Origin of the sequence: Pseudofrankia sp. EUN1h (assembly GCF_001854645.1) — a bacterium.
GTDB classification, from domain to species: Bacteria; Actinomycetota; Actinomycetes; order Frankiales; family Frankiaceae; genus Pseudofrankia; species Pseudofrankia saprophytica.
Genome location: NZ_MBLN01000054.1, coordinates 140,392 through 160,254, shown reverse-complemented (window position 1 = coordinate 160,254; position 19,863 = coordinate 140,392). Strand labels below are relative to the sequence as shown.

The window sequence follows — 19,863 nt, the reverse complement described above, 5'->3', positions numbered from 1 at the left end:
GGTTGCCGACCGCGCCATCCTCACGACCGCCGGCGCGACCGCGCAACCTGGGCTCAGGGACCCACGATCGGGGGTTGGGTGCTCCACGGGAAGTTGATCCACCGGTCGGTGCGCCGCCATACGTACTCGCACTTGACCAGCGAACGGGGCTTCTCGTAGACCACCGCCGACCGCACCTCCGCCACCTGGTGCTGAATGAAGTCCCGCACCAGCACGAGCGTCTTGCCGCTGTCCGCCACGTCGTCGGCGATCAGCACCTTCTTGGCGGAGAAGTCGACCGTGCTCGGCACCGGCGGCAGCATCACCGGCATGTTCAGGGTGGCGCCGACGCCGTTGTAGAACTCGACGTTCATCACGTGCAGGTTCTTCACCGACAGCGCGTAGCCGAGCGCCCCCGCGACGAACAGGCCGCCGCGCGCGATCGACAGGATCAGATCCGGCCGGAACCCGTCGTCGGCGACCAGCTGGGCCAGTTCCCTGGAGGCGACACCGAAGGTCTGCCAGTCCAGAACCTCACGCTCGTCCGTCATGCGATTGAACGGTACAGATCTGTCCGCCCAGACCGAGCGGACGGCGGCGACGCCTCCGGGGATGCTCAGGTCCGGGCGGCGGCGGCGAACGCCTCGATCTCGGCAGGGACGTCGGGGCCGGACGGCGTGTAGACCACCTCGGTGACACCCGCGGCGCCCGCCTCGCGCGCCCGGGCTCGGATCGAGGCGGCGTCGCCGGTCCAGCCGGTGCCCAGGATGGCCGGGCCGGCGGCGGCTATGCCGGCACGATCGGCCTCGGTGAGGGTGACGACGTGCCCCTCGTGCACCGCGAGGTGGCGCTGGTCAGCCGGCCGGCTGGCCTCCATCGCGGCCCGCCACTCCGGACCGCCGGGGAGGCTGTCGAGGACGTCCGGGTAGAGCTCCCAGACGCCGTGGAAGCTGGTCGCGAACCACGGCCCGACGGCCTCGACGAGCCGAGGGCTGGTGTGGTCCTCGCCGGGGCGCAGGACGGTTCCGTGCGCGAGCAGCGCCCGCGACTTCCAGTCGGTGAGCGGTACGTCGGGAACGCCGGGGAAGATGACGCCGTCGACGCCGAGGTCCCGCGCGGTCGCGAACCCCTTGGGGCCCATCGGCGCGGCCCACAGCGGTGTGGCCAGCGGGCGGGGCGGCCCCCAGCCGGGAGGGTGCAGCATCTGCGCCGGCGCTCCGTCGATCTCGGTGACCTCGCCGGCGAGCAGCGCACGCACCTGGCGGACGTAACGAGCGAGGTCCGCCCACCTCATCGCGGGGCGGCCCAGCGCCACCCGGGCGGTGAAGCCGGTCCCGAACGCGCAGGTGAGACGCCCGGGCGCGAGCTCCTCCACCGTGGCGATGGCGGCCGCGGTGACCATCGGATGGCGCAGGCTGGGCACCGCCACCCCGGTTCCGAGCCCGATGCGTTCGGTCGCCTCGGCGACCCGGCCGAGCGCGATCCACAGATCGCCATACAGCGCGGGCGAGTCGAACAGCCACAGCCGGTGGTAACCGAGCCGCTCGGCCAGCCGGGCGTACTCGACGACCCGGACGCTCGGCGGAAGCCCGAGCGACAGAACCGGCTCGGCCTGCGCCACCTGCGCCACCTGCGCCACCTGCGCCGTCGACTCCTCGCCGTGCATCGGTGTCTGGGACATGGACGTCGTCACCTTCCGGCGTGCCAGCGGGTCGGCTCCGAAGTCTGACACAACGGACCTGACGGCGCGTCAGATCGGCTGCCCGGCGCCGCTCCGCCGATGGCTGCCCGTCAGCCCGCGACCGTAGATCACCAACTCCGGGTCGGCACGGTTGTGAATCCGGTCAAGTCGCAACCGTGACAACAGGTCCGTGGCGATCATGAATGATCGGACCTCCGTCAGCGGCGGGCGGCGTAGATCCGGCGGACGACGTCCTCGATGTCGGGCTCCTCGACGGTGAAGTCGAGGACCTCGACCCGCTCGGCGATGGCCGCGAACACGCGGGCGGCGGTGGTCACCTCCGCGTCGAAGGCGAGCCGCTGGCGCAGGCCGTGCGCCTCGCTCGACACGTGCCGGGCCGCGGGGATCCCGGTCAGGTCCGGGGACGGCCCGCTGAGGTCGACGACGAGCACCCGCTCGGCGCCGGTCGTCCGCCCGAGCCCGGCCAGGTCGCCGTCGTAGGCGAGCCGGCCATGGTCGATGACGAGCACCCGGTCGCACAGGCGCGCGACGTCGCCCATGTCGTGCGTGGTCAGCAGCAACGTCGTGCCGTGGGTACGGCGCTCGGCGACAAGGAACTCCCGCAGGCGCTGCTTGGACAGAACGTCGAGGCCGATGGTGGGCTCGTCGAGGATCACCAGGCGCGGGGCGTGCAGCAGCGCGGCGGCGACCTCGGCGCGCATCCGTTGGCCCAGCGACAGCTGCCGGACCGGGGTGGTGAGGAAGTCGGCCAGCTCGAGCCGCTCCACCAGTTCGTCGGTGCGGGCACGCTCGGTGGCGGCGGGCAACGCGTGAATGGCCGCGAGGATCCGGAAGGACTCACGGACGGGCAGGTCCCACCACAGCTGGGAGCGCTGCCCGAACACGACGCCGACCTGGCGGGCGAGCCGGCGCCGGTCCTTGACCGGACGCAGGCCGCAGGTGGTCACCGTGCCGCTCGTGGGCACGAGGATGCCGGTCAGCATCTTGATCGTGGTGGACTTGCCGGCCCCGTTGGCGCCGATGTAGCCGACGGCCTCGCCGGGTTCGATGCGCACGGTCAGGTCGTCGACGGCGGTCAGCCGCCGTCGGCGCCGCCCGTCACGGACGAAGAACTCCCTGGTCAGCCCCCTGGTCTCGACGATCGCGCTCATCCGCTCATCCGCCCGCCGGCCATGCCCTCGTCCGCCTCCCTCATCCGCCGCCACCGCGGTAGTGCCGGACGCCCCAGCGCCAGCACAGCAGCGCCATGGCCCACGCCCAGAGCGCGGCGAGGGGCCCGCACCACCCCAGCCAGCTTGGCAGCCACGCGGGCGCCGGCAGATCGAGCAGCCGCAGCGTCGGCAGGAAGCCGGTGAAGGCCATCGGGAAGACGAACCCGAACACCACCTTGAGGGGGCGCGACCACACCGACGCCGGCTGGGTGGCGGCATAACGGCCGCCGTAGACGAACGCGTTGGTCATCTCCGCGCCGTCGATGAGGAAGAACTGCAGGGCGCCCGCCCAGACGAACATCGCCGCGAACGTCGCGCAGCCGCTGACGAACGCGACTGTCAACAGGGCGACGGCGCCGACGTCCCAGGCGATGTCGTTGACGGCGAGACCGGCGATGACCGCGACCAGGCCGACGGCCGCGCGGGCCAGCCGCCGCAGGGTGATGTCGCTGGTGACCAGCTGCAGCAGCAGCGGCTGCGGCCGCAGGTAGAACACGTCGAGGGTGCCGGCGCGCACGTAGGCGGGCAGGTTGTCGCAGTGCCCGACGGCGAGGTCGGCGAGCGAGAAGGCCAGGTCGGCAAGACCAAACACCAGCAGGATCTGGTGGAACTCCAGCCCACCGAGCCGGGTGACGGCGTGGAACAGCACCCAGACCTCGGCCAGCTCGACGAGGGCGGCCAGGAACGAGCTGATCAGGTCGAGGGCGAAGTTCGCCCGGTAGGAGGTCTGGGACCTGGCCCGGGAGGCGAGCACCGCCCGGTAGGGCCGCAGCCGGGCCCGCGGCGCAAGCCCCTCAGCCATGCTGTACCTCAGGAGGCCGCGCCTGCGCCACCCTGCGCCTCATCCGCCCTGCACCTCCAGATGGCGCCGGCCGGCGCGGGTCAGCATCTGGCCGAGGCCGCCGATGGCGGCCAGCCACGCGGCCTGCGCCGCGAGCAGGGTCAGCGCGCCCGTCGGGCCGACCCGACCCGCGAGGATGTCGATCGGGTACATCATCATCGACGGGAACGGCGTCGACTGAGCGGCGAGCTCCAGCCAGCGCGGAAACAGCCGGATAGGGACGAACAGCCCAGCCAGGAATCCCGAGACCACCATGTAGCAGATCTGCAAGCCACGGGTCTCCACCAGCCAGAAACCTGCGACTCCGACAAGGTAGGCGGTCGCGATGGAGATCACGATTCCGAGCAGCAGGCTTACCGCGCCGAGCGGGTACGCCGTGGCCGAGGCGGGCAGCGCCATCCCGACGAACGTGCCGATCACGAGCATCGGGATCCCGCGCGGGACCAGCGCGAACAGTGCTCGCCCGAGCTCGGTCGTGACCTCGGCGGCCTGCACGTCCAGCGGGCGCAGGAAGTCGACCGAGACCTGGCCATTCTTGATCCGTTCGGCGATGTCCGTCCGACCGGAGAGGTTGATCGAGCCGAGCAGCGCCTGGGAAAGCCAGATGTAGGTGCTCATCCGACCGATGTCGTACCCCGCGACGTCACCGCCCGCCGCACGCACCGTCGCGAACAGGACCGCCACTTTGAGAAGCCCGAACGTCGCGTTCGCGACGAGCCCGCCCAACGCCGCCAGACGGTAGGTGGACTGGCGACGAAACCCCGCCACCAACAGACGCCAGTACACCCGGGCCATCGCACGCATCGGAGAGCGGACGGTACGACCGGTCGCGACCATCCCACGACCCGGCGCAGCCTGGCCGGTTGTCAGTCTGATGGCCCGCCGCCTACAGGGCGGCGGCGATCCTCCGGAGGACCTCGATCGTCCGTTCCGGAGTGCAGCTGTCGAGGCTCAGCTGGTTCATGGCGATCGTGTACCGGTCCACGTCCTCGCGCTTGTCCAGGTAGGCGGCGCCGGACAGCCGTTCGAGGTAGACGACATCCGTCATGTCGACGTCGGGGAAGCGCAGGATGCTGAACGCCCCGCCGTCGGCGGCGTGGCTGCCGACGTCGAACGGCATCACCTGCAGGGTCAGCTGCGGCTGGTCCGTCAGTTCGAGAAGATGCTCGATCTGCGTCCGCGCGACCTTCGCGCCGCCGATGGGTCGACGCAGCGCGGCCTCGTCGATCACGGCCCACAGGCGCGGGGCGTCCGGCCGGGTCAGCAGCTTCTGCCGGTTCATCCGGACGTCGACGCGCCCGTCGATGACCTCCCGGGGCATCCCCCGGTTGCCGCCGGCGATGACCGCGCGCGCATAGCCCTCGGTCTGGAGCAGGCCGGGAACGAACTGGAGCTCGTAGGTCCGGATGAGCGAGGCCGACTCCTCCAGGCCGATATAGGGCTGGAACCAGCTGGGAAGGACGTCGGAGTAGGGCTGCCACCAGCCCTGCTCGTTGGCCGCGCGAACCAGCGCCAGCACCTGCTCGCGCTCGGTCTCGCCGGTCACGCCGTAGAGCGTCAACAGGTCCTCGACGTCGCGTTTCTTGAAACTGACGCGGCCCAGCTCCAGCCGGCTCATCTTCGACTCGGAGGCACGGATGTGGTACCCCGCCTCCTCGCGGCCGATCCCCCTGCTCTCCCGGAGCCGCCGCAACTGGGAACCGAGCAGGATGCGACGCACGGTCGGCCCGCCACCCCCAGGAACAGACACGGCCGCTTCCCTCGATCCCGATCGCCCAGAAGTTCAGGTGTCAGCATATCGGAATGCCGTGGTTCCCCGTTGTCACCGGTACACCGGAAGTGGTGGAAACGGCGCCGTGTTCACAGCATGACGGGCCGGGGGTCGGCGAGAGCCGCGCCCGATCGCGGGAACGCACCGGTCCGGCCGCGGGAAGAAATGAGCCGCGCGGTTTCGTTCCGCAACTTCGCAGCACACGACACAAATACTGTGCGTGCAATCACAACGCGCGACGCGTGTTCACGCGCAGGGCCGCTCACGCAAGTGCCGGAGGTCCCGCCACACCGTCTCCGCTGGCCACGCAGCGTCGACCGGCCAAGCGCTGTCAGCCATGGACGCGACGCGCTGGGCGTCGGTACAGTCGCTTTCCGGGCACCTGGTGACGCAAGCGGGCGCGCCAGGCCTGTCGGCACGTCCCGTCCCCAGCACTGGAGCGGTCCATGAGCACCGACGAGCGGACGGCCGTCGAGGCCGACCCGAGCTACGACCCGCACATTCCGCACGGCGCCAGGATCTGGAACTACTGGGTGGGCGGGAAGGACAACTTCCCGGCGGACCGGGAGGTCGCCGAGGCGGCCATCGCCGCGTACCCCGGAATCGTGGCGATCGCCCGCGAGTCCCGCAACGCGCTGGCCCGGGTCGTGCGCTTCCTCGTCGAGGAGGCGGGTATCCGCCAGTTCCTCGACGTCGGGACCGGGCTACCGACCGAGAACAACACGCATGAGGTCGCCCAGCGGATCGCCCCGGAATGCCGGATCGTCTATGTCGACAACGACCCGCTGGTACTGAGGCAGGCCCGCGCGTTGTTGACCAGCACACCCGAGGGTACGACGACCTATCTCGAGGCCGACGTGCGCGAACCCGAGACGATCCTTGAGCAGGCCGCCGCGACGCTCGACTTCGAGAAGCCGGTCGGCCTGATTCTGTTCGGCGTTCTCGGGGCGGCCGTCAAGGATACCGACGAGGCCTACGGCATTGTCCGTCGCATCCTCGCGAGCCTGGTCCCGGGAAGCTACGTCGCCATCAACGACAGCGTGCACGGCGACGCGGACAAGGCGGCCGACGCCGTCGCCGAGGGCGGATATGAATACACCGTCCGCGACTACCAGGAAATAATGCGTTTCTTCGACGGCACGGAGCTCGTCGAGCCGGGCCTGGTTCCGAACCCCCAGTGGCGACCGGACGTTCCGGGCGCCGAGCCGCTGCCGTCCCACTGCGGGGTGGGACGCAAGCTCTAGGCGGCCGCCGGGGGCGGACCCGGCGGTTCTCGTCCGCGAGCAGGTCAGGCGGAGACGAGCTCGAAAAGCCGGGCCGCGACGTCGACCGGCGTCGGCATGGCGCGCATCTCCGCCCGGACCTCCTGGGCACGCCCGCGCAGCTGCTCGTCACCCACGAGCGCGTCGAGGACGCTGGCCGGCAGGTCGGGGTCGACCGCCAGGTCGAGCGCCATGCCCACGCCGCGCTTCACCACCAGGTCGGCCGTGTGCTGGTGGTCGAACAGGTGCGGGATGACCAGCTGCGGTATGCCGGCGTCGAGCGCGCCCATGCAGGTGCCGGCACCGCCGTGGTGGACGACCGCCGCGCAGGTGGGCAGCAGCTGGGTCAGCGGCGTGTACCCGATGACCCGCACGTTGTCGGGGAGCTTGCCGAGAACCCCCGGGTCGAGCGCGCCCAGTGCCAGCACGAACTCGGCGTCGACGCTGTCCGCCCGATCGATGATCCGCCCGACCACGCCATGCTCGCCGGACCGCACCAGCTCCGGAATCAGGTTGCCGAGCGTCACGGCCACCCGGGGGCGCGACGGCGGCTCGCTGAGCCAGTCGGGCACCCGGGCGCCGCCGTTGTAGGGGATGTAACGCATCGGCCAGCCCTGTGGCTCCTCGAGAAGCATGCTGGGCGGCGCGACGTCGATCGCGTACCGGCTCGCGGGCAGGTCCACCCCGTGCCGGTCGAACACCTCGCTGCCGAGGGTCCGCAGCAGCGGGTCGATGCCCGCGGTGCGCAGGAATCCGAAGCCATGCTCGACGGCGGGGACGTCCAGTTTCGCGGCCGCGGCCAGCGCACCGACGGTCATCGGCCCGTAGACGATCACATCGGGCCGCCACTGCTCGGCGAGCGCGACGAAGCGATGCATCATCTCGAAGAGCTCGGCGATGTCCGCCTCGGGCAACAGCTCGCTGACGCGCGGCAGGAAGCCGGCGTACGAGGGAGCCTCGGCGAGCGGGTCCGGCGTGGGCGTGGGCGTGGGTGCCGGCGACGGCGCGGCGGGCCCGGTCCGGGCCGACGGCGTCTCGGCGGGCCTCGGCTGGGCGGCCTGCCCCTGCTGAGCGGGCGGGTCCGCGTCCGGACCGCCGTCTGGAGCGGCGAGCGCGGACAGGTCGAAGGCCCTCAGGAAGTCCGCGATGCCACGGCCAGGCAGGAGATCGGCCATCGGTAGGCCGGCTTCGGTCACCTTCACCACGTCGCCGCCGCTCGCCACCAGAACGTCGGCGCCGGCAGCCCGCAGTGCCCAGCACAGCGGCACCGTCGGAAGGGCATGGCTCAGCTCGGGAAGTGTCGCCACCAGCACTCGCATCTTTACCTGCCGTCTGTCCCGGTTCGCATCGCTACCACCACCGACCCTATGAGCAGCGCCGCGCCGGCTCACACGGGCCTCCGGACACCGGCGCGGGCCGCAGCGAGGGCCGGATGCGCACCGCTCTGTCGACCATGGAAAGATTGGCACGCTTGACCGTTTTGTGAGTGTTCGCGCCGAAGGGGCATCGCCCCCGGGGCCTGGGGTCGGCCGGATGCACAGCCAGTTCGTCACCAAGGTGAGGAGAGGCTATGCAGGAAAGCGATGAGTCTGGCACCCGCCCGGAGCGCGCCGCGGACGGCGCACAGGAGCTGCCGGCAGAGGGCCGCGTCGTGCCCGCGACGGCGCACGGGACGCGCGCCCGGCCTCGCCGGCGCTGGTCGGGGCAGGCCGGCGGGGCTCGGCTGGGGCTGAGCGCCGCCGTCGCCGCCGTCGCCATCGCCGTCGCGGGGTGCCTGCCCAGCGCCGGGACGCCCGGTGGGTCAGGCCCGGGCACGACGACCACTCCCGGCGGTACGGGGTCGGCGCCGGCGGCATCCGGCACCGCGCCGGTCCCGGCAACCTCGTCGGCGGGAGCCACGCCGCCCGGCTCGGCTCCGTCCTCGGCATCCCCGACGGCGTCGGTGAAACCGACCGCCCCGGCCCCGAGCCCCTCCACCGCCGCCCCTTCGCCGGCGCCCCCCGCCGCGGGCTCGGCCAGGAAGGGCACCAGCATCTGGAACTTCGGTGGCCTGCAGAAGGCGCTGGGCGATGTGGGAGTGTCCTGGTACTACAACTGGGCCGCGGCTCCGGGAAATGTCACGGCTCCGGCGGGAGTCCAGTTCGTGCCCATGATCTGGGGCGCGGGGTCGGTGACCACCACGACGCTGCGGCAGGCGTCCGCCCAGGGCGACACCCTGTTGGGCTTCAACGAGCCGGACCTCGGCGGCCAGGCGAACATGACGGTCGAAGCGGCGTTGGACCTCTGGCCGCAGCTCCAGGCGACCGGCAAGCGGCTGGGCAGCCCGGCCGTGGCCTATGGCGGGGCGGACCAGGGCGGCTGGCTGGACCGCTTCATGACCGGGGTAAAGCAGCGCGGCTATCGGGTCGACTTCATCACGCTGCACTGGTACGGCGGTGACTTCAACACGTCCCGCGCGACGGATCAACTCCGGACATATCTGCAGGCCGTCTACAACCGTTACCACCTGCCGATCTGGCTGACCGAGTACGCATTGATGGACTTCTCCAGTGGAACCGCCAAGGCACCCTCGACGCAGCAGCAGGCGGAATTCGTGACCGCCTCGACGACGATGCTGGAAAGCCTGCCGTTCCTGAGCCGGTATGCCTGGTTCGCCCTTCCCGCGACCTCGGGCAGCCTTACCGGCCTGTACGACGAGCAGGGCAACCCGAACGCCGCCGGACTCGCCTACCGCCGGGCCGGTTCCACCGGGTAGCCGGCCGGGAGCAGGCGGGCGGCGATCCCGTCCCGGGATCGGGAGGCTGGCGCCGGAGCCGGAGCCGGGCGCGATGAGTTCGGGCGTCCGACGGAGTCGAAGGAGTCATGGAAGCCACCAACCTTGCCGACCTGTACGAACTGCCCACGCTCGACTGGTCCGGGATCGAGGCCCGGCTCGAGGCGGGACTGAGTCAGGCCCCGGGAAGCGGGGGCCCGGACCGTCACACCTGTTGGCTGGCCACGATCAACCCGGATGGCAGTCCGCACGTCACCGGCCTGGGCGCGCTCTGGGTCGACGGCTGTTTCTGGTTCGAGACCGGCAAAGGCACTCGCAAGGGCCGCAACCTCGCCCGTGACCCGCGCTGCGTGCTCAGCGTGGCCGCCCGGGAGTTCGATCTCACCGTGACGGGTGAGGCCGATCTGGTCACCGATCCGGGGACCGTCGCCGATCTGGCGGCGCACTGGGTGGCGCAGGGCTGGCCAGCCCGGGTCGACGACACGGGTCTGGCCCTCACCGCCGAGTTCAGCGCGCCCTCGGCCGGGCCACCCCCCTGGCACGTCTACCGCCTGGCGCCACGCGCGGCGACGGCGCTGGCCACCGTCGACCCAGGCGGCGCGACCCGGTGGCGGTTCTAACCAAGGTCTCGCCGCTCTGGCCAAAGTCGTCGCCCACTCAGTCGGCGCTGGCGCCGACTGAGTGGGCGACGACCAGCCGGCCCTTGCCTTTGCGCTTGGCCGCGTACATCGCCGCGTCCGCACGGCGCAGCAGATCCTCGGCGTCGACCGGCCCGGGACCATCCGCGACGGCCAGCCCGACACTGACCTGAACCCGGCAACGCCGGCCACCGATCTCGAACGGCCGGCCCATCGCCGCCACGACCCGCCGCGCCACCCGCGCGGGCAGGTCACCCTGGACCTCAGCACCCGCCACCACACCGCCCACGGCACCTACGGCGTCCGCGGCGACCGCCATGTCGCGATCGGCCAGGACCGTCGCCCCGTCGCCGACGATCGGCGCCTCCCCGCGCTGACCACGCCGGCGACGCCCGGCCCAGGTCTGGCCCGCCGGCGCCACCTCGGCGGGCCCGGCTCACGCACCCGCCGTCCCGTAACCGCCATGTCCCCACGCTTGGCGCTTTCGGGCCGCTGGGCAAGCCGACCCTGGACGGACGCGGATCAACGCGGCGGACCGGCCTCGGCCAGCCACCGAGGTCCGCCCGGTTCGGTATCGACATCCCGCATATCCCCGCCTGGCCGGGCCGGCCACCATCACGACCAGTCGTACGGCCCCCGGCCACCGTACGACTGGCCCGCTACAAGGAGGCGATGGCCGCCGGATCACCCCGGAGCTCGACCCTCGCCGCCGAGCGGCGGCCGAAGGCGTGCAGCAACAGCTCTTCCGGCAGTCCGGCGACGACGACGGTCGAGGCCCCGCGCCGAAGCACCCGCCGGGCGCCGGTGTCGGTGCGTTGCGCGACCACTTCCGCGTCGGTCCGCCGATATCCAGTCCGGCCGAGCAGCCGAAGCGCCGACCAGATGCGTTCCCGGACGACCGGGTCGACCTCCCGTGGCGTGAATCCCGGAACGACCCGGTCCACGTCGGCGTAGTGGACGTAGAACTCGTTGACGTTCGTGGCGTCGTCGAACCGGCGAAGCCGGGCCGGACTCCATCGTGGTGGTCCGGCGCGGAACGTCTCGACCAGCTCCGAGAAGGAGTGCGCCCGGCCCGTCGACCGCTCGGCTCGCTCGGTGAGGCCGTGCAGCGCCGGGATCACGAGCCCGGGCCCGGCGTAGGGGACGCGCTCCCGGGTGACGAGGTGGGCGACGAGGTCGTGCGTGGTCCACCCGGCGCACAGCGTCGGCCGGTCCGGACCAACGTCGGCCAGCAGGTCCGCCAGCAGCGCGCGCTCGGCGCGGGCGTACCCGGCGCCACCCGCGCCACGGGCGCCAGCGGTGCCAGCGTCGCGCGCGGGCCCGGCACTCTCCTTGGCGGTGACCGCGGCGTCCTTGGCGGTCACGGCGACGTCGTCGTCAGACGACATCGAGCGTGACCTCCACGTTGCCCCTGGTCGCGTTCGAGTAGGGGCATACCTCGTGTGCCTTGCGGACGAGCGCCGTGGTGGTCTCGAGGTCGAGTTTGGGCGCGTGCACGACGATCCCGACGGCCAGGCCGAATCCACCCTGCGGCAGCGCGCCGATGGACACGCTGGTGGAGACCTGCGAGTCGGTCAGGTCGGCCGACTCGGCCTGGCCGACGAGCTTGAGGGCCGAGTGGAAGCAGGCCGCGTAGCCCGCGGCGAACAGCTGCTCGGGGTTGGTCGCGCCGCCGGGGCCGCCCATCTCCTTCGGGATCCGGACGTCGAGCGCGAGCACGCCGTCGTCGCTCTCGGTGCGGCCGTTGCGGCCGTCGCCCGAGGCGGTGGCGGTGGCGGTGTAGAGGGCGTCCATCAGGTCCAGCTCCTTCCCAGATATATCGTGCGCAATACTATTGCGTGCTATCTGACGGCGCAAGAGGAGCCTGCTACCGTCTGACCATGGCGGATCGCCTGCCCCAGCTGGAACTCACGAACCAACTCTGCTTCGCGCTGTACAGCGCCAGCCGGGCCTCGATCCGCGCCTACGGCCCGCTCCTCGCCGAACTCGGGCTCACCTACCCCCAGTACCTGACCATGCTCGTGCTCTGGGAAGCGCCCGAACCACTCACGGTCGGTGACATAGGGACGCGRCTGCACCTCGACAGCGGCACCCTCACCCCGCTGCTCAAACGGCTGGAAGATCTCGGCTTGGCCGACCGGGCCCGCGACCCGGCCGACGAACGCCGGGTCCTCATCTCCCTGACCGAGCCGGGACGGGCGATGCGCGCGAAGGCCGCCGGCATACCCGAGCGCGTCTTCCCGCTGTACGGCATCGACGTGGCCACCGCGCAGCGGCTCATCCGGGAGCTGACGGAGATCGCGAACTCGCTGAAGCACCCTCGGTAGAGCTCGACGCCGCGGTGCCGATGCGCCACAGTGCCGATGCGCCAATGCGCCGGCCGATGAGACCGATGAGTCTGGATGGGTCACCCGGTCTGAGTAGGTGAGCTTGCCGGCGTAGCGCCGGCGGGCACCTAGACAAGAGCGGGAGCCGCACGATGGCCAGCGAAACCACCGCCAGCAAGGTCAAGGGACCGGCGTCCTACTTCCCGTCGATCGAGAAGAAGTACGGCCGGCCCATCGCCGAGTGGAAGACGATCATTCGAGCCAGCGACCGCACCCGGCACATGGAGCTGGTCAACTGGCTCAAGGCGGAGTACGGCCTCGGCCACGGACACGCCAACGCCCTCGTCGCCGACACCCTCGCGGAACGGGCCTGACACCCGTCCGGGCGTCACCCGGTCACGCAACCGTCTCCGCCCCAGCGCCACCCCCGGCCGGCGGGTCGAAGTAGAACACCTCTTCCCGGGTGATCCCGCCGTCGGCGACGGTGTAGAGGCACATCTTCATCGCGGTGCTCCGGCGTCCGGTCGGTGTGTGGGTCTCGTCGAAGGAGAAGCGGACGGCGAACCTGTCGCCGTCGAGGAACGGCCCGTCGACCTCGACGCCATGGATTCGCAGGTTCTGGTTGAGCCGCTCGCTGTTCGCCATGATCTCGGTGAGCCCGCGCAATTCCCGGCGCTCACCACCGGTCTCCATCGGCGCCACCCGCACCACGCCGGGGGACATCAGTCCCAGGGCCACATCCATCCGTCCCTGCCGGAACGCCGACACGTAGCGCTCGGCGATATCGGGCACGGAGGTCGGCCGCAGGTCGCCGGCGTGGTCGCCGGCCCACTGTTCGAAGGTGCGGGCCGGCGCCCCGGTGAGCTCCTCGACCGTCCTGGTCACCGGTTCCGGGGTGTCGACCAGCGAGGCCCAGTAGCTCAGCGCGGTGTCCGCGAAGTCCGCGTCGGCCCAGGTCAGCATCGAGGCACGCGCCTCGGCGGGCGCGATCTCCTCGACCCGCGCCGGCTGGCCGGCGACCACGCCGAGAACGCGCACCTGCTCGGCCTGAGTGATGGCGGCGGGGCCGGTGAGCAGATACACGGCCCTCGCGTGCCCTTCCTCCGTCAGCGCCCGCAGCGCCACCTCGGCGATGTCCTTCTCGTGGATCAGTGACCTCGCCGCGCGCGGGTACGGGACGCGGACGGGCTCGCCGCCCCTGACGGCCCCGGCCCAGGCGAGGGTGTTGGTGGCCAGCCCGCTGGCCCGCAGGAACGTCCAGTCGAGGTCGGTGCGCCGGATGGCGGCCTCGATCTGGCCCCAGACCCCGTTCGCCGCCGGTGCGCGGTCGTCGCGCACGTTGATCGCCGAGACGTAGACGACGCGGCGGGCGTGGCGGGCGATGGCCTCGACGACCGCGGGCGCACCGTCGGCTGTCAGGAACGGCCACGGCAGAAACACCGCGTCCACACCGGCGAGCGCGTGTTCGAAGGTGTCCGGAGCCGTCAGGTCACCGACGACGGTCTCGACGCCGGCCGGAAAACGGCCCGCGGCCGGAGAGCGGGACATCGCCGCGACGGCGGCACCGCGGGCATGGAGTCCGGCCACGACGTGGTGGCCGATGTTTCCCGTGGCGCCGACGACGAGGATCTTGTTGGAGTCCGTCATGCCACCAGGCTCGAACCTCAACCAAACTTCAAGTCAAGCGCCGACGGTGGCGCGAGGTCACGGCCGGCGGCCGGCCGGCCCCGTGCTCGCGTCGACGACGGCCGCCAGGCGCGACAGCAGCCCACGCCAGCCGAGCGCGGTCTGCTCCGCCTGCTCGGGTGCGACGCCATCGTCCAGGAGCCTTACCCGGCTGCCACCGGCCGTCGCGCTGACGGTGAAGTCGTGAGCCCGGCCCTCCTGGCCCGGCGCCGCGCCGAAGCGGAACCGCGACGGCGGCGACCACTCCACGATCGGCATCGTGCCGGCGGCACCCGGGGCGAACGTAAGAGTCACCGATCCCGCCGCTCCGGGCTCGACGGTCGCCGACACGAACCAGGCCGACAGCCCGGGGCCGGTCGCGATCCATTCCCATGCCTCGTCCGGGGAGGCGGACACCTCGACTGACTCCTCGATGCTGGCCACGGTGTTCAGATCCCTCCCCTGCGTGATGTGCCAACATCATCCCACCGGCGCCGCCCGCGCGGCCCGCGGCCGGGGTCAGGTGCTGGCCACCAGCAGGTCCTCGCCGCTCGATGGGCGCAGGCCGTCGGCCCGGTCGGCGAAGTAACGCGTGCCGAGCAGCGTTCCCGCCACGTGCCGCACGTCCCTGAAACCGGCCTTGCGCCCCAGCGCCAGCATCTCGGCTGGGGCGTAGAAGCTCACGAACGGTGTTCCTGACCCTTGCGCGCCCTTCTTCGAGGCCTCCAGCCCGGCGCGATCGGCCTCGTCGACCAGGTCGATCGGCAGCAGGAACGTCATCGCGAACGTCGATCCGGGGGCGAGCGTGGCGATCTGGCGCAGGGTCGCCGCGGTGGCCTGCCTGGTGAGGTACATGGTGACGCCGGTGGAGACGACGACCGCCGGCTGGCCGGGATCGAAGCCGGCGACCGACAACTGCCTCAACCAGTCCCCGTCCACCTCGAAGTCGACCGGCACCAGCCGCAGCCAGTCGGGGATGCCGTAGCCGAGCTCGATCAGGCGCCGGCGTTTCCAGGCCTGAGGACCGGGCCGGTCCACCTCGAACACCGTCAGCCGATCGGCGGCCGTGGGCTCGCGCTGGGCGAAGGTGTCCAGTCCGGCCCCCAGGATGACGTACTGGGAGACACCGTGGCGGGCCCGCTCGGCGAGCAGGTCCTCGATGAACCGGGCACGAGCCACCATGGACGCCCGGAAGCCGCTGGTGGCCCGCTGGTCCATGTCCGGGCGGGCACGCCAGTCGTCACCGGGAGCCACCAGTCGCAGGCCGACCTCGTCTGCGAGCACATGCGGCGGCGCGTCGACCTGGACGTGCATCGCCCGCCAGAGCGCCGTCCGCACCGCGGTGCTGTCCGGCTCCTCGGCCTGAGTGTCCGCCATGACGACGTCCCTCCTCTCTTCCGACGTCTCCTCGCGGGTCAGTTCCTGACAGGGGCCTGAAGGCTCCAGAGCCGCCCGTCGGGATCCCGGACGGTCATCATGGTGGTCCCGAAATGGGTCTCCTCGAACGGAGTGACCACCTCGACGACGGGGTCGGGCCGGAATGTCTCCGCGTCGGGCACCTTCAGCACGACCTGCATCTGGGGCTCCCGGTTCTCGGGGATCTCCGCGATGAACACAGAGGGGCCGTCGCCGTTACGGAGCTGGCCGGAGTTGTGGTCGGTCGAGAACTCGAGCTCGAATCCCAGGGCTTGGAAGAATTTCGCCGCCTTGCCCCAGTTATGGGTCTCCAGGAACACGGCCTCAATACCTTCGGTCGTCATGTCAGGTCTCCGTTCCAGACGATTGCTGTCGTGACCTCTGGGCGTCGTCGAGGTAGGCACGCAACGCTTCGGCGACCAGTGCCGACAGGGACAGGCCCGATTCGATGGCATGGTGCTTGACCTGCTTGATCAGCCCGATCGGCAGGTACACGTTGAACTGCTTGACGTCCTCATCGCCCACAGGTCGATACTAGCATGCTAGCAACCTAGGTAGTCGACGTCGCGGCGAGGCAACGGCCGGTCGGCGGCCTCAGACGCGAGCGGGCTGGTCGTCCAGCTCCGGGGCCAGGACGGCGGCGAGCAGGCCCGGGAAACGCGCCTCGAGATCCTGATGGCGGATCGTGACGACCCGGCGGCGCCCCTCCACGGTGGTCGTGGTGAGGCCCGCCTCGCGCAGCACCCGGTAGTGGTGGGAGATCGTCGGCGCGCCGACCTCGATCCCGTCGGCGACGGCGGCACAGTCGTCCGCGCCCGGTCGCGCGTACATCGCCCGCATCAGCGTGAGCCGGACCGGGTCGGCCAGCGCCGCCAGGATCGTGATCAGGTCGAGCGAGTCACGGCTTGGCTGCGGAAGCTGTCGAGGCACGGTGGGCCGCCCCGGTCAGCCGCTCGGTCGGCCGATGCGCCGACCCAAACACTTTGACATCCATCGAACGTTACCCCTAGCCTCACACTGTGACGATTCGACAAGCATCGAATGAACGTGCCGCCGCCCCCGCCGACGGCGGGCTGCGCGGCTGGCAGCTCGGCGTGCTGGCGGCCGGCACCTTCGTCCTGGGCGTCGACGGGTTCGTGCTCAGCGGCCTGCTCCCCGGGATCGCCACCGACCTGTCCGTGAGCGTGTCCACGGCCGGCCAGCTCACCACGATCTTCTCGATCACCTACGCGCTCGGGTCGCCGGTCATCGCGACCCTCACCGGCCGCTGGGACCGGCGTGTCCTGCTCGGAGGCGGGCTGGCGCTGTTCCTGCTCGGCATGGCCGGCCAGGCGCTGGCCACCTCGTTCGCCGTCATGGCCGCTGGTCGGGTCGTCGCGGCCGTCGGCGCCGCCGCGTTCCAGTCCAACGCCTACGTCATGGCCGGCCTGCTGGTCAGTGCGCAGCGGCGTGGCCGCGCGCTGGCCGCCGTCACCGCGGGCACCTCGCTGTCGACGGTGCTGGGAGTCCCGTTCGGCGTACTGATCGGGCAATGGTGGGGATGGCGGGTGGTGCTCTGGACCATCGCGGCACTCGCGGCACTCACCGCGGTCGCCGTGCCGAGGCTGCCCAGGGCGCACGTCCCGCCGACGTCGATGCGCACGCGACTGGGCGTGCTGACCCGGCCGGCGGTGCTCGCGGTCCTGGCCGCGACGGTCGCCGTCGTCGCGCCGGCGTTCGTGCTGCTCTCCTATCTTCCCGCGGTGCTCGGCGGGTCCGGCACGGGCGGCCGGCTGGTGGCGGTCCTGCTGGCGTCCGGGCTGGGGGCCGTGCTCGGCAACCGGCTGGTGGGAGGCCTGGTCGACGGTCGCGGCGCGCTGCCGGTGCTGCTGGTCGGCGTCGGTGGGGTCGCCGTGCTGGACGGTGCGCTGACGCCGGCGCATTCCTGGTACGTGCCGGCACTGGTTCTCATCTTCGCCATCGGGGCCTTCGGCGGGCTGACCATCACGCCGCAGCAGCACCGGCTGTTCGTCGTCGCCCCGGACGTCGCCACCGTCGCCCTCGGGCTCAACGGGTCCGCGATCTACCTCGGAGCCGCGCTCGGCGCGGCCATCGGTGGCGTGACCCTCGACCTGGCGGGCGCCTCGGCGCTACCGGCCGCGGCCGCGCTCCTCGCCGCGGCGGCATTCCTGCTCATAGCCGTCACGGCCCCGGAGCGGCGGGTGCGGGCTGTCCAAAACCCCGGAAACCCCGGCGCGGAGCTGGCCGGACCGGCCGTAACCGCGCCGCCGGCGAAGCTTCCATGAACCGACCAGGCTTCCGTGAAGCCGGGCCGGCGGCCGTGAAACCGTGCTGAGGTCACGGTGAAACCGGTCGCCCACAGAGTCGTTCCCAAGGGCCGGCCATCAGAGCACGGTCCGGAAGGAGCATCTCCATGACAGCCGCGGTCACCGCGCATGGCCTGGTCAAGGCATTCGGCGACGTCCGAGCCGTCGACGGCATCGACCTCGATATTGGTGAAGGTGAGATCTTCGGGGTGCTCGGCCCCAACGGCGCAGGCAAGACGACCATGCTGAAGATGCTGGCCACGCTACTCAAGATCGACGAKGGCGACGCGGCCATCTTCGGCGTCGACGTCCGCCGCGAGCCGCACCGGGTCCGGCAGCTGATCGGTGTCACCGGCCAGTACGCCTCCGTCGACGAGAACCTCACCGCCACCGAGAACCTCTGGATGTTCGGGCGCCTCCAGGGCCTGAGCTCCCGGAGGTCTCGCGACACCGCGGCCCAGCTGCTCGAGCAGTTCGGCCTCACGGACGCCGCGGACAAGCGGATCGCCCAGTTCTCCGGCGGGATGCGGCGCCGGCTCGACCTGGCCGCGAGCCTGATCACCCGCCCCCCGCTGATCTTCCTCGACGAGCCGACCACCGGACTCGACCCCAGGACGCGCGGGCAGATGTGGGAGACCATCCGCGACCTGGTCGCCGGCGGGTGCACCGTCCTGCTGACCACGCAGTACCTCGACGAGGCCGACCAGCTCGCCGGCCGGATCGCGGTGATCGACCGCGGCCGCAAGGTGGCCGAGGGCACGCCCGACGAGCTGAAGACCTCCGTGGGCAACCTGACGCTGCAGCTGCGGCTGGCCCCCGGCGCGGACTTCTCCCTGGCCGCGGACGTGGTGCGCCGCCAGCTCGGCGAGGAGCCGGTGCTCACCCCGGAGTCCGGCCAGCTCAACGTCGCGCTCGAGACGGCCGACCGGGTGGCCGACGTGCTGATCGGGCTGCGCCAGGCCGGCGTCCACATCGCCTCGGTCGGCGTCGACAAGCCGACGCTCGACGAGGTGTTCCTCGCTCTCACCGGCCACGACACCGGCGAGGACGACAACAAGAGCGAGCAGACGCAGGCGGACGCGACCGTGCCCGGCCCCATACACAAGGAGACCCCCCAGGAGGTGGCCCGATGACCACGATCACCATCGACTCCCGCGCGGCGGTCGCCCGCGCCCAGAGCCGGCCCAGCCCGGCGGACACGCTCCGCCAGATCATGACCATGGCCTGGCGCGCCACCAAGAAGATGCGGCGCAACCCGGAGCAGTTCTTCGACGTGACCCTGCAGCCAATCCTGTTCACGGCGATGTTCGCCTACATCTTCGGCGGGGCGATCTCCGGCAGCGTGAAGAGCTACCTGCCGCTGATGATCCCCGGCATCCTCGCGCAGACGGTCCTGACGACCAGCATGGCCACCGGCACCCAGCTGCGCGAGGACATCGACAAAGGCGTCTTCGACCGGTTCCGGTCGCTGCCGATGGCCCGGATCGCGCCGCTGGCGGGGCCGATGGTCGCCGACCTGCTCCGCTACACGATCGCGGCGACGATCACCTTCGGCATGGGCCTCGCGCTCGGCTACCGGCCCGGCGGCGGCGTGCTCGGCGTGATCGGGGCGATCCTGCTCGCGGTCTTCACCGGCTGGTCGCTGGCCTGGGTGTTCACCTGCCTCGGCACCGTCGCGCGCAGCGCCCAGAGCGTCCAGGGCATCTCCATGATGATCATGTTCCCGCTGACGTTCCTGTCGAACGCGTTCGTGCCCGTCGACACGCTGCCCGGCTGGCTGGCCGCGTTCGTCAAGGTCAACCCGGTCTCCCACCTGGTCTCCGCCGACCGGGACCTGGCCAACCACGCGCACGTGTCCGTCGAGGCGGGCTGGACGCTGGTCGCCTGTGTGATCGTCATCGCGGTGTTCGCGCCGCTGTCCGTCAAGCTCTACAAGCGGCACCTCTAAGGGCCAAGGGTGCGCGAAGATGCT

The 19,863-nt window shown here is 71.4% G+C and carries 25 protein-coding genes; 8 read left to right on the top strand and 17 right to left on the bottom strand.

Features of this window, described 5'->3' with window-relative positions; all coding sequences use genetic code 11:
* Positions 1-53 precede the first annotated feature (53 nt).
* The 7 genes from BCD49_RS18735 to BCD49_RS18710 all read right to left on the bottom strand — a co-directional run bounded on the left by BCD49_RS18735 (position 54) and on the right by BCD49_RS18710 (position 5,483).
* Positions 54-530, bottom strand: coding sequence for a phosphoribosyltransferase (locus tag BCD49_RS18735; protein ID WP_007510529.1), 477 nt, complete (start codon positions 528-530; stop codon positions 54-56).
* A 65-nt stretch (positions 531-595) separates the two neighbouring features.
* A complete protein-coding gene (locus BCD49_RS18730) occupies positions 596-1,660 on the bottom strand; it encodes an LLM class flavin-dependent oxidoreductase (RefSeq protein ID WP_051467447.1) in 1,065 nt (354 codons plus the stop codon).
* A 69-nt stretch (positions 1,661-1,729) separates the two neighbouring features.
* Entirely contained in the window at positions 1,730-1,861 is a 132-nt protein-coding gene (locus BCD49_RS45880) for a hypothetical protein (RefSeq protein ID WP_007510527.1), read from the bottom strand.
* A gap of 17 nt (positions 1,862-1,878) precedes the next feature.
* Positions 1,879-2,832 (bottom strand): ABC transporter ATP-binding protein, encoded by a 954-nt coding sequence (locus BCD49_RS18725; RefSeq protein WP_007510526.1) that lies wholly within the window; start codon positions 2,830-2,832, stop codon positions 1,879-1,881.
* Between the two features lie 40 nt (positions 2,833-2,872).
* Positions 2,873-3,694 carry an ABC transporter permease gene (locus BCD49_RS18720; RefSeq protein WP_007510525.1) on the bottom strand — a complete coding sequence of 274 codons (822 nt, stop codon included), beginning with the start codon at positions 3,692-3,694 and terminating at the stop codon, positions 2,873-2,875.
* A gap of 39 nt (positions 3,695-3,733) precedes the next feature.
* Positions 3,734-4,537: an ABC transporter permease gene (locus tag BCD49_RS18715; RefSeq protein ID WP_007510524.1), complete on the bottom strand. Its 804-nt coding sequence runs from the start codon at positions 4,535-4,537 to the stop codon at positions 3,734-3,736.
* Positions 4,538-4,619: 82 nt separating this feature from the next.
* Positions 4,620-5,483, bottom strand: coding sequence for a helix-turn-helix domain-containing protein (locus BCD49_RS18710; RefSeq protein ID WP_007510523.1), 864 nt, complete (start codon positions 5,481-5,483; stop codon positions 4,620-4,622).
* 467 nt (positions 5,484-5,950) lie between these two features.
* Between BCD49_RS18710 and BCD49_RS18705 the strand changes: the two genes are divergently transcribed.
* A complete protein-coding gene (locus tag BCD49_RS18705) occupies positions 5,951-6,748 on the top strand; it encodes an SAM-dependent methyltransferase (RefSeq protein WP_007510522.1) in 798 nt (265 codons plus the stop codon).
* A 44-nt stretch (positions 6,749-6,792) separates the two neighbouring features.
* Here BCD49_RS18705 and BCD49_RS18700 read toward each other — a convergent pair whose 3' ends face one another.
* A complete protein-coding gene (locus BCD49_RS18700; protein WP_241832353.1) occupies positions 6,793-8,073 on the bottom strand; it encodes a nucleotide disphospho-sugar-binding domain-containing protein in 1,281 nt (426 codons plus the stop codon).
* Positions 8,074-8,336: 263 nt separating this feature from the next.
* On the opposite strand from BCD49_RS18700, the gene BCD49_RS18695 reads away from it, so the two are divergent.
* Both BCD49_RS18695 and BCD49_RS18690 read left to right on the top strand, forming a co-directional pair.
* Positions 8,337-9,521 carry a glycoside hydrolase family protein gene (locus tag BCD49_RS18695; protein ID WP_007510518.1) on the top strand — a complete coding sequence of 395 codons (1,185 nt, stop codon included), beginning with the start codon at positions 8,337-8,339 and terminating at the stop codon, positions 9,519-9,521.
* 107 nt (positions 9,522-9,628) lie between these two features.
* Entirely contained in the window at positions 9,629-10,159 is a 531-nt protein-coding gene (locus BCD49_RS18690) for a pyridoxamine 5'-phosphate oxidase family protein (RefSeq protein WP_007510516.1), read from the top strand.
* A gap of 37 nt (positions 10,160-10,196) precedes the next feature.
* On the opposite strand, the gene BCD49_RS18685 is transcribed toward BCD49_RS18690, so the two are convergent.
* The 3 genes from BCD49_RS18685 to BCD49_RS18675 all read right to left on the bottom strand — a co-directional run bounded on the left by BCD49_RS18685 (position 10,197) and on the right by BCD49_RS18675 (position 11,971).
* On the bottom strand, positions 10,197-10,496 hold the full coding sequence (locus BCD49_RS18685; RefSeq protein ID WP_131803505.1) for a diguanylate cyclase domain-containing protein: 300 nt from the start codon (positions 10,494-10,496) through the stop codon (positions 10,197-10,199).
* Between the two features lie 340 nt (positions 10,497-10,836).
* Positions 10,837-11,565, bottom strand: a complete 729-nt coding sequence (locus BCD49_RS18680; protein WP_007510512.1) for a TIGR03085 family metal-binding protein — start codon at positions 11,563-11,565, stop codon at positions 10,837-10,839.
* Positions 11,555-11,971: an organic hydroperoxide resistance protein gene (locus tag BCD49_RS18675; RefSeq protein WP_007510511.1), complete on the bottom strand. Its 417-nt coding sequence runs from the start codon at positions 11,969-11,971 to the stop codon at positions 11,555-11,557. The genes BCD49_RS18680 and BCD49_RS18675 overlap by 11 nt, the downstream gene beginning before the upstream one ends.
* An 86-nt stretch (positions 11,972-12,057) precedes the next feature.
* Here BCD49_RS18675 and BCD49_RS18670 point away from each other — a divergent pair, with 86 nt between their 5' ends.
* Positions 12,058-12,504, top strand: coding sequence for a MarR family winged helix-turn-helix transcriptional regulator (locus BCD49_RS18670; protein ID WP_007510509.1), 447 nt, complete (start codon positions 12,058-12,060; stop codon positions 12,502-12,504).
* Positions 12,505-12,656: 152 nt separating this feature from the next.
* Positions 12,657-12,878 carry a DUF4287 domain-containing protein gene (locus tag BCD49_RS18665; RefSeq protein ID WP_007510508.1) on the top strand — a complete coding sequence of 74 codons (222 nt, stop codon included), beginning with the start codon at positions 12,657-12,659 and terminating at the stop codon, positions 12,876-12,878.
* Between the two features lie 22 nt (positions 12,879-12,900).
* On the opposite strand, the gene BCD49_RS18660 is transcribed toward BCD49_RS18665, so the two are convergent.
* The 6 genes from BCD49_RS18660 to BCD49_RS18635 form a co-directional block, all read right to left on the bottom strand.
* Complete coding sequence (locus BCD49_RS18660; RefSeq protein WP_007510506.1) at positions 12,901-14,151, bottom strand: NAD(P)H-binding protein; 1,251 nt, start codon at positions 14,149-14,151, stop codon at positions 12,901-12,903.
* A 57-nt stretch (positions 14,152-14,208) separates the two neighbouring features.
* Entirely contained in the window at positions 14,209-14,613 is a 405-nt protein-coding gene (locus tag BCD49_RS18655; RefSeq protein ID WP_007510504.1) for an SRPBCC family protein, read from the bottom strand.
* Between the two features lie 75 nt (positions 14,614-14,688).
* Positions 14,689-15,546 carry a class I SAM-dependent methyltransferase gene (locus BCD49_RS18650; RefSeq protein ID WP_007510502.1) on the bottom strand — a complete coding sequence of 286 codons (858 nt, stop codon included), beginning with the start codon at positions 15,544-15,546 and terminating at the stop codon, positions 14,689-14,691.
* A gap of 38 nt (positions 15,547-15,584) precedes the next feature.
* Positions 15,585-15,929 (bottom strand): hypothetical protein, encoded by a 345-nt coding sequence (locus tag BCD49_RS18645; RefSeq protein ID WP_007510501.1) that lies wholly within the window; start codon positions 15,927-15,929, stop codon positions 15,585-15,587.
* Between the two features lies 1 nt (position 15,930).
* Positions 15,931-16,110, bottom strand: coding sequence for a ribbon-helix-helix protein, CopG family (locus tag BCD49_RS18640; RefSeq protein WP_007510499.1), 180 nt, complete (start codon positions 16,108-16,110; stop codon positions 15,931-15,933).
* A 69-nt stretch (positions 16,111-16,179) separates the two neighbouring features.
* On the bottom strand, positions 16,180-16,515 hold the full coding sequence (locus BCD49_RS18635) for an ArsR/SmtB family transcription factor (protein ID WP_007510498.1): 336 nt from the start codon (positions 16,513-16,515) through the stop codon (positions 16,180-16,182).
* Between the two features lie 89 nt (positions 16,516-16,604).
* Between BCD49_RS18635 and BCD49_RS18630 the strand changes: the two genes are divergently transcribed.
* The 3 genes from BCD49_RS18630 (at position 16,605) to BCD49_RS18620 (ending at position 19,839) form a co-directional block, all read left to right on the top strand.
* Complete coding sequence (locus tag BCD49_RS18630) at positions 16,605-17,870, top strand: MFS transporter (RefSeq protein ID WP_007510497.1); 1,266 nt, start codon at positions 16,605-16,607, stop codon at positions 17,868-17,870.
* A gap of 128 nt (positions 17,871-17,998) precedes the next feature.
* Positions 17,999-19,024 (top strand): ATP-binding cassette domain-containing protein, encoded by a 1,026-nt coding sequence (locus BCD49_RS18625; RefSeq protein ID WP_071041731.1) that lies wholly within the window; start codon positions 17,999-18,001, stop codon positions 19,022-19,024.
* Positions 19,021-19,839: an ABC transporter permease gene (locus tag BCD49_RS18620; protein WP_007510494.1), complete on the top strand. Its 819-nt coding sequence runs from the start codon at positions 19,021-19,023 to the stop codon at positions 19,837-19,839. Before BCD49_RS18625 ends, BCD49_RS18620 begins: the two co-directional genes overlap by 4 nt.
* The last annotated feature ends 24 nt before the right edge of the window (positions 19,840-19,863 follow it).

Bases quoted from the DNA above. Each gene is read 5' to 3' on its own strand.
- BCD49_RS18680 (WP_007510512.1), bottom strand. From the start codon at position 11,565: ATGTCGTCTGACGACGACGTCGCCGTGACCGCCAAGGACGCCGCGGTC.
- BCD49_RS18715 (WP_007510524.1), bottom strand. From the start codon at position 4,537: ATGCGTGCGATGGCCCGGGTGTACTGGCGTCTGTTGGTGGCGGGGTTT.
- BCD49_RS18675 (WP_007510511.1), bottom strand. From the start codon at position 11,971: ATGGACGCCCTCTACACCGCCACCGCCACCGCCTCGGGCGACGGCCGC.
- BCD49_RS18645 (WP_007510501.1), bottom strand. From the start codon at position 15,929: ATGACGACCGAAGGTATTGAGGCCGTGTTCCTGGAGACCCATAACTGG.
- BCD49_RS18685 (WP_131803505.1), bottom strand. From the start codon at position 10,496: ATGGCGGTCGCCGCGGACGCCGTAGGTGCCGTGGGCGGTGTGGTGGCG.
- BCD49_RS18650 (WP_007510502.1), bottom strand. From the start codon at position 15,546: ATGGCGGACACTCAGGCCGAGGAGCCGGACAGCACCGCGGTGCGGACG.
- BCD49_RS45880 (WP_007510527.1), bottom strand. From the start codon at position 1,861: ATGATCGCCACGGACCTGTTGTCACGGTTGCGACTTGACCGGATTCAC.
- BCD49_RS18725 (WP_007510526.1), bottom strand. From the start codon at position 2,832: ATGAGCGCGATCGTCGAGACCAGGGGGCTGACCAGGGAGTTCTTCGTC.
- BCD49_RS18620 (WP_007510494.1), top strand. From the start codon at position 19,021: ATGACCACGATCACCATCGACTCCCGCGCGGCGGTCGCCCGCGCCCAG.
- BCD49_RS18665 (WP_007510508.1), top strand. From the start codon at position 12,657: ATGGCCAGCGAAACCACCGCCAGCAAGGTCAAGGGACCGGCGTCCTAC.
- BCD49_RS18720 (WP_007510525.1), bottom strand. From the start codon at position 3,694: ATGGCTGAGGGGCTTGCGCCGCGGGCCCGGCTGCGGCCCTACCGGGCG.
- BCD49_RS18660 (WP_007510506.1), bottom strand. From the start codon at position 14,151: ATGACGGACTCCAACAAGATCCTCGTCGTCGGCGCCACGGGAAACATC.
- BCD49_RS18735 (WP_007510529.1), bottom strand. From the start codon at position 530: ATGACGGACGAGCGTGAGGTTCTGGACTGGCAGACCTTCGGTGTCGCC.
- BCD49_RS18705 (WP_007510522.1), top strand. From the start codon at position 5,951: ATGAGCACCGACGAGCGGACGGCCGTCGAGGCCGACCCGAGCTACGAC.
- BCD49_RS18695 (WP_007510518.1), top strand. From the start codon at position 8,337: ATGCAGGAAAGCGATGAGTCTGGCACCCGCCCGGAGCGCGCCGCGGAC.
- BCD49_RS18690 (WP_007510516.1), top strand. From the start codon at position 9,629: ATGGAAGCCACCAACCTTGCCGACCTGTACGAACTGCCCACGCTCGAC.
- BCD49_RS18730 (WP_051467447.1), bottom strand. From the start codon at position 1,660: ATGTCCCAGACACCGATGCACGGCGAGGAGTCGACGGCGCAGGTGGCG.